At 70.9% G+C, this 5,862-nt stretch carries 7 protein-coding genes; 4 read left to right on the top strand and 3 right to left on the bottom strand.

From position 1 onward, the window contains the following. Positions 1–1,136: AAA family ATPase (locus G3I65_RS08665; protein ID WP_160695632.1), on the top strand; the 1,136-nt coding region annotated here is incomplete at its 5' end. A 66-nt stretch (positions 1,137–1,202) separates the two neighbouring features. Here G3I65_RS08665 and G3I65_RS08670 read toward each other — a convergent pair. Both G3I65_RS08670 and G3I65_RS08675 read right to left on the bottom strand, forming a co-directional pair. After that, complete coding sequence (locus tag G3I65_RS08670; RefSeq protein WP_239070824.1) at positions 1,203–1,829, bottom strand: LytR C-terminal domain-containing protein; 627 nt, start codon at positions 1,827–1,829, stop codon at positions 1,203–1,205. Next, positions 1,826–2,134 carry a DUF3263 domain-containing protein gene (locus tag G3I65_RS08675; protein WP_086857646.1) on the bottom strand — a complete coding sequence of 103 codons (309 nt, stop codon included), beginning with the start codon at positions 2,132–2,134 and terminating at the stop codon, positions 1,826–1,828. The genes G3I65_RS08670 and G3I65_RS08675 overlap by 4 nt, the downstream gene beginning before the upstream one ends. A 153-nt stretch (positions 2,135–2,287) precedes the next feature. Here G3I65_RS08675 and G3I65_RS08680 point away from each other — a divergent pair, with 153 nt between their 5' ends. Then, the gene (locus G3I65_RS08680; RefSeq protein ID WP_160695633.1) at positions 2,288–2,866 is read left to right on the top strand and encodes a peptide deformylase; all 579 of its coding nucleotides are present in this window, start codon (positions 2,288–2,290) and stop codon (positions 2,864–2,866) included. Positions 2,867–2,927: 61 nt separating this feature from the next. On the opposite strand, the gene G3I65_RS08685 is transcribed toward G3I65_RS08680, so the two are convergent. Next, a complete protein-coding gene (locus G3I65_RS08685) occupies positions 2,928–5,093 on the bottom strand; it encodes a glycoside hydrolase family 15 protein (RefSeq protein ID WP_160695634.1) in 2,166 nt (721 codons plus the stop codon). Between G3I65_RS08685 and G3I65_RS08690 the strand changes: the two genes are divergently transcribed. Together G3I65_RS08690 and G3I65_RS08695 are read left to right on the top strand one after the other, a co-directional pair. Next, positions 5,080–5,466 (top strand): LysE family translocator, encoded by a 387-nt coding sequence (locus G3I65_RS08690; RefSeq protein ID WP_239070827.1) that lies wholly within the window; start codon positions 5,080–5,082, stop codon positions 5,464–5,466. The two genes, G3I65_RS08685 and G3I65_RS08690, sit on opposite strands and share 14 nt — an antisense overlap. 12 nt (positions 5,467–5,478) lie before the next feature. Next, on the top strand, positions 5,479–5,862 hold a 384-nt coding region (locus tag G3I65_RS08695; protein WP_203612321.1), incomplete at its 3' end, for a S1C family serine protease.

The following is a 5,862-nucleotide window of genomic DNA, read 5'->3' on the forward strand; positions in this document are numbered from 1 at the left end:
AGTCCGCCGACCCGCGGCTGCGCACCGCCGACCTGCTGGACCGCGAGCTCGGCCTGGCGCTGCCGGACGCGAAGACCCGGCGTGAGCTGCTGAACGTGCTGCTCCGCGACGTCCCGCTGGACACCGGCATCGACTGCGGCGTCCTCGCCGAGAAGACGCCCGGGTTCGTCGCCGCCGACCTGATCGCGCTGCGGCGGGACGCGGCGCTGCGGGCCGCGCTGCGCCAGCGCGACACCGACGAGCCGCGGATCTCGCAGCAGGACCTGCTGGACGCGCTGGCCACCGTCCGCCCGGTGTCGATGTCCACTTCGGACAACCTGGCCACCGGCGGGCTGACGCTGGACGACGTCGGGAACATGACCGACGTCAAGCAGTCGCTGACCGAGGCCGTGCTGTGGCCGCTGCGGTACCCGGACTCGTTCGCCCGGCTCGGCGTCGAACCGCCGCGCGGGGTGCTGCTCTACGGGCCGCCCGGCGGCGGCAAGACGTTCCTCGTGCGGGCGCTCGCGGGCACCGGCGCGCTGAACGTCTTCGCGGTCAAGGGCGCCGAGCTGATGGACAAGTGGGTCGGCGAGTCCGAGCGCGCGGTGCGGGAGCTGTTCCGCCGCGCCGCCGAGGCCGCGCCGTCGCTGATCTTCCTGGACGAGATCGACGCCCTGGCCCCGCGCCGCGGCCAGTCGTCGGACTCCGGCGTCGCCGACCGCGTGGTCGCGGCGCTGCTCACCGAGCTCGACGGCGTCGAGCCGATGCGCGAGGTCGTCGTGCTGGGCGCGACGAACCGGCCGGAGCTGGTCGACCCGGCGCTGCTGCGGCCGGGCCGCCTGGAGCGCCGCGTCTACGTCCCGCCACCGGACGCCGAATCCCGCGCCGCGATCCTCGCGGCCAGCTCGAAGAACACGCCGCTGGCGTCCGATGTGGACCTCGACGAGGTCGCGTCCACTCTGGACGGCTACTCGGCCGCCGACTGCGCCGCGCTGATCCGCGAAGCGGCGCTGACGGCGATGCGCGAGTCCCTGGAGGCCCGGGAAGTCACGGCGGCGCACCTGGACGCGGCCCGCAAGACGGTCCGGCCCAGCCTCGACCCGGCCCAGCTCGCCACGCTGGAGGCGTACGCGAAGACGCAGGCCGGGGAGTAACCCACTTTGTAACGCAAAGCCGCACTTTCTCGGGGAAAGTGCGGCTTTGCGTTACAAAGTGTGCGGTTAGCTGCCCTTGTGGCCGGACTGGTATTCCTTCGTCACGATCACTATCACGCCGGGGCTCGCGCTCTCGATGCCCGGGAAGCGCGGCTCGGCCTTGATGCCGAACTCCTGGGCGAGCTGCTTGGCCGCGGCCTCCTCGTCGGTGCCCGGGCGGAAGAACGCCGTCGTCGTCGGGATGACGCCCTGGGAGTAGTTGCTGACCTCGTTGACGTTCCAGCCGCTGCCGCGGAAGTCCTCCGCCGCCCGGTCCGCCAGGCCCTTGATCGTCGAGTTGTTGAAGACCCGGACGGTCACCCACTTGTTGGACGCCTGCTGGTCACCACCCGGCTGCCCCGGCTGGCCCTGCGTGGGCTGCCCGGGCGGCGGCGTGGTCGGCGACGGCGGCGTGGGCGACGTCGGGTTCGCGGACGTCGAGGGCGGGGTGCCCGTCGACGAGGTGGCCGGCGGCGCGGACGTGCCGCCGGAGGTGCCCGGCGAAGTCGACGAAGTACCGCTCGGCCCGGCCTCGTTGGAACCGTCGCCGCTCAGCGCGGAGATCCCGCCGACGACCGCCGCGACGACGGCGACGCCGATCAGCGCGACGCCCGCGGCTTTCATCGGCCGGGACATGCCCGAGAACACACTCATTTCAGCTCGATCCCCAGTCGCCGGGCGCCTCGCTTGCGCTGCCGGGCGGCGCGCGTCTTGCGCAGCCGCTTCACCAGCATCGGGTCGGCCTCGATCGCCTCCGGCTTCTCCAGCAGCTTGTTGAGCAGCTGGTAGTAGCGGGTGGCCGACAACGAGAACCGTTCGCGGATGGCGTTCTCCTTCGCCCCGGCGTGTCGCCACCACTGACGTTCGAAGGCGAGGATCTCGACCTCGCGTTCGGTCAGGCCGGGCACGGGCTTCGGCGGCGACGGCTGCGGCTCAGCCATCGACTCCGCGGCGTCCATCCGAGTCCCTCTCAATCGGGCGTATGGCGATCAGACCTAGCTCTTCCGCGGGCGCCATTCAACCACGGAAGCGGCCGCCGACGTGGGCATCGACGTCGGCGCGTCACGGTCTGATGCAGGTCTACCAGAAGGGTCCGACTAAACTGGCTCGCCGTGACCATCCACCCCATCGTTATCGCCGGCGAACCCGTGCTGCACCAGCCGACTCGGGAGATCACCGAGTTCGACGAGAAGCTGCGCACGCTCGTGGACGACATGTTCGAGACGATGTACGCCGCCGAGGGCGTCGGCCTCGCGGCCAACCAGATCGGCCTCGACCTGCGGGTGTTCGTCTACGACTGCCCGGACGACGACGGCGTGCGGCACAAGGGCGTCGTCGTCAACCCGAAGCTCGAGACGTCGGAGATCCCGGAGACCATGCCGGACCCGGACGACGACTGGGAGGGCTGCCTCTCGGCGCCCGGCGAGTCGTACCCGACGGGCCGCGCGCAGTGGGCGAAGGTGACCGGCTCCGACATCGAGGGCAACCCGATCGAGGTCGAGGGCACCGGCTACCTCGCGCGCTGCCTCCAGCACGAGACCGACCACCTGGACGGGTACATCTACCTCGACCGCCTCGTCGGCCGCCACGCGCGCGCGGCGAAGAAGATGCTGAAGCACAACAAGTGGGGCGTCCCGGGCAACTCCTGGCTCCCGCCCAAGACCCCCGAGGACGACGGCGCCGTCATCTGACCGCCCGCCCGGTCGTGAGTGTTTAGTCGGGTTCTAACCCGACTAAACACTCACGACGGGGTCAGCAGCCGAGGAAGTGGCAGCGGACCACCTTCGGCGTTTCGAGGACCGAGCCCGCCTGCACGTCCCAGGCCAGCCGGACGTACTGGGCGTGCGTCCAGGCCAGCGGGGTCGCCGAGTTGTTCGGCGTGCCCGGCGGGAAGCCGGTCTGCCCCGACGGCGCGTTCTCGTCCCATACCTGCTCCGGCATGGTCTCCGCCGAGCTGCTCACGCGGCCGAGGTCACGCAGCCGCCGCGCGGCCGAGGCCGGGTCGCCCAGCGTCAGCTCGTACTCGCCGCGTTCACCGGCGAGCAGCGGCCACAGCCTGCCGAACGTCGTGCGGCTCTCGGCCGGGAACGTGTAGTCCCACGGCGAGCCGTCGGCCTGCTCGCCGTAGCCGTCCTTCGTGTACCGGTGCCAGAACTGCCCGGTCGGCGTGGTGAACGCGATGTCGGAGTCCGTGACGCGGACGCTGTTCTCGATCACCGGGTCGTCGGCCCGGTAGATGCCGAGCCGGACGAGGTCGAGGAAGCCCGCGTCGGTGACCGCGCGCTGGTCCATCGTGACGCTCGAGTTGCCGAGGTTGTACTTCGTCGCGTTGTTGGCGTTGGCGTCCTTGGTGAGGCGGACGAAGTACGGGTCCTTCGACAGCGGCCCGTTCGTGGTGATCGTCTGCTTCGGCAGGTCGGCCTTCATCTTGTCGGCCGCGGCGAGGTACCGGGCGGCGTCGGCGGCCGCGCCGTTGTGCGAAGCCAGGTCCGCGGCGCAGACCAGCCCGGCGATCACCGAGGCGATGGTCGACGGGGACCAGCCGTCCTGCTCCTCCCAGCGCTCCTGCTGGGTGTACGGCGCCGGCTGCCCGTTCGGGCCGACGTACCCGATGATGAAGTCGGCAGCCTTCCGGACGCCGGGCCACAGGTCGTTGCGGCCGAGCTGCTGGGCCAGCACGATCGGGAACGCGGTCTCGTCGAGCTGGATCGACGTCCAGTACGGCACGCCGTCGACGCGGCTGTTCTGCGGCAGGTGCCCATCGGCCTGCTGCTGCGTGCCGAACATGTAGGACACCGCGCGGTTCGCCGCCCCGGTGTCGCCGCCGGCGGCCAGGCCGGTCGCGATCTGGTAGAGGTCCCGCGGCCAGACCAGGTGGTAGGTGCCGGACGGCGACCACTCCGGGTCGTTGTTCCCGAACCGCCACGGCATGCTCGGCGACGCGATGAACGCGCCCGGGTGGTGCTTGTCCTCGCTCGCGGCGAGGGTCAGCATCGACGCCCGGTAGAGGTCACGCTCGGCGTCGGTCTTCAGCGACGACGGCGGCTTGCCGACCCCGCGCAGGTACTGCGCCCAGCCGCGGTCGTACGCGCGCGTGATGTCGCGGACGCCGCGACGCTGTGACGCCTGCGCGCTGCCGAGCGCGTCGGCGGCCGTCGCACCCATGCCGAGCGCGAGCGTGACGTGCCGGTTCCGGACGCCGTCGGCCGCGGTTTGCCCGGTCAGCAGGACGTTGCCCTTGTTCGCGGTGTCGTAGGTGTTCAGCTTGAAGGTCTTGGTGAGCTGCGTGTTCCCGTCGGACGCGCCCGCGTAGCCGACGCTGGTCTTCGTGAACGCGGGCTTCGCGGTGAGCGCGGCCGCGTTCGTGGCGTCCTGCGCGGTGAGCGCGTCGCCCTGGCGCGCGGCCGAGTCGTCGGAGCCGTCGTTGGTCAGGTCCGGGTCGGCGACCGCGTAGAGCTGGTACGGCCGCCCGGTGAGCGACTGGAAGTCGACGTCCACCAGCACGGTCGTCGCGGCCGGGTCGGTGACGTAGGTCTTGCGCAGCCGCCAGCGGTGCTGGTCGTCGGTGATGGTCTGCTCGTAAACCAAACTGTCGTCGTCGGTACGCCGGACCTGCTGGGACTTCGCGGTGTAGTCGACGGTCGCGAAGCCGCGGCCGTCGGTGACGACGAAGTTCAGCGAGCGGACGCTCGGTGTCGACAGGTCCGGGTAGTAGACCTCCGACATTTGGCCACCTTGCAGGGTGAACCAGACGTTGGACGACCGGTCGCGGGCGGTCCCGAAGCCGGTCTTGTTCGCGGGCAGCCAGCTGGGATGGGCGCCCGGGGCACCGGGAGCCTCTCCCTGTGCGGCCGCGGTCGCCGGGATCAGGCCGGTGACCAGCAGCCCGGCGAGGGCGCCGAAGATGAGTTTGCGCATATCAACCCCACAGAAGATCGCTTCTGCACCGTTACAGAAGCGCCTTGGGAGTCTGCCGCCGAATCTTCACCGGCGCATGGTCCGATCCGGTGAACCACTGACCGTCATTGGTCCGGTAATCCGCGGCTCGAAGCGCGACGCCTTCGCGACCATCGCCGGCATCGAAGTCGGCGTCGCGTTCTGGGGGCTCGCGGCGGTGTTCGGCCCGACCGCGTTGCTCGCCGCTTCCCAAATGGCGTACGACATCCTGCGCTTCGCGGGCGCGCTTATCCTGATCTACCTGGGGATCAAGGCCCCAAGAGCTGAGTTCACCAGCAGCGAACGGACTTCCCGCCGAACCGGGCGCACACTTGTATTACCTGCAACGGTGTAATCGAGGTGCCGCATGGACGAAGCGATGGACGCCTACTCGCGCGCGGTCAGCACGGTCGCGAAGACCGTCACCCCGCACGTCGCTGGAGTCCAGCTCGCGCGCGGCGGCGGGTCGGCCGTCGTCTTCGCCGACACCGGCCACCTCCTCACCAACGCCCACGTCGTCGCCGACCACCGGCACGGCGTCGCGACCTTCGCCGACGGCAGCGAGGTGGATTTCGACGTCGTCGGCGCCGACCCGCTGTCGGACCTCGCCGTGCTGCGGGCGCGCGGCGAGACGCCGTCGGCCGCTGTCCTGGGCGACGCCGACCGGCTCGTCGTCGGGCAGCTCGTCGTGGCCATCGGGAGCCCGCTCGGGTTCTCCGGCACCGTCACGGCCGGCGTCGTCAGCGCGCTC

The organism is Amycolatopsis sp. SID8362 (assembly GCF_010550475.1).
In the GTDB taxonomy this organism is placed as follows: domain Bacteria; phylum Actinomycetota; class Actinomycetes; order Mycobacteriales; family Pseudonocardiaceae; genus Amycolatopsis; species Amycolatopsis eburnea.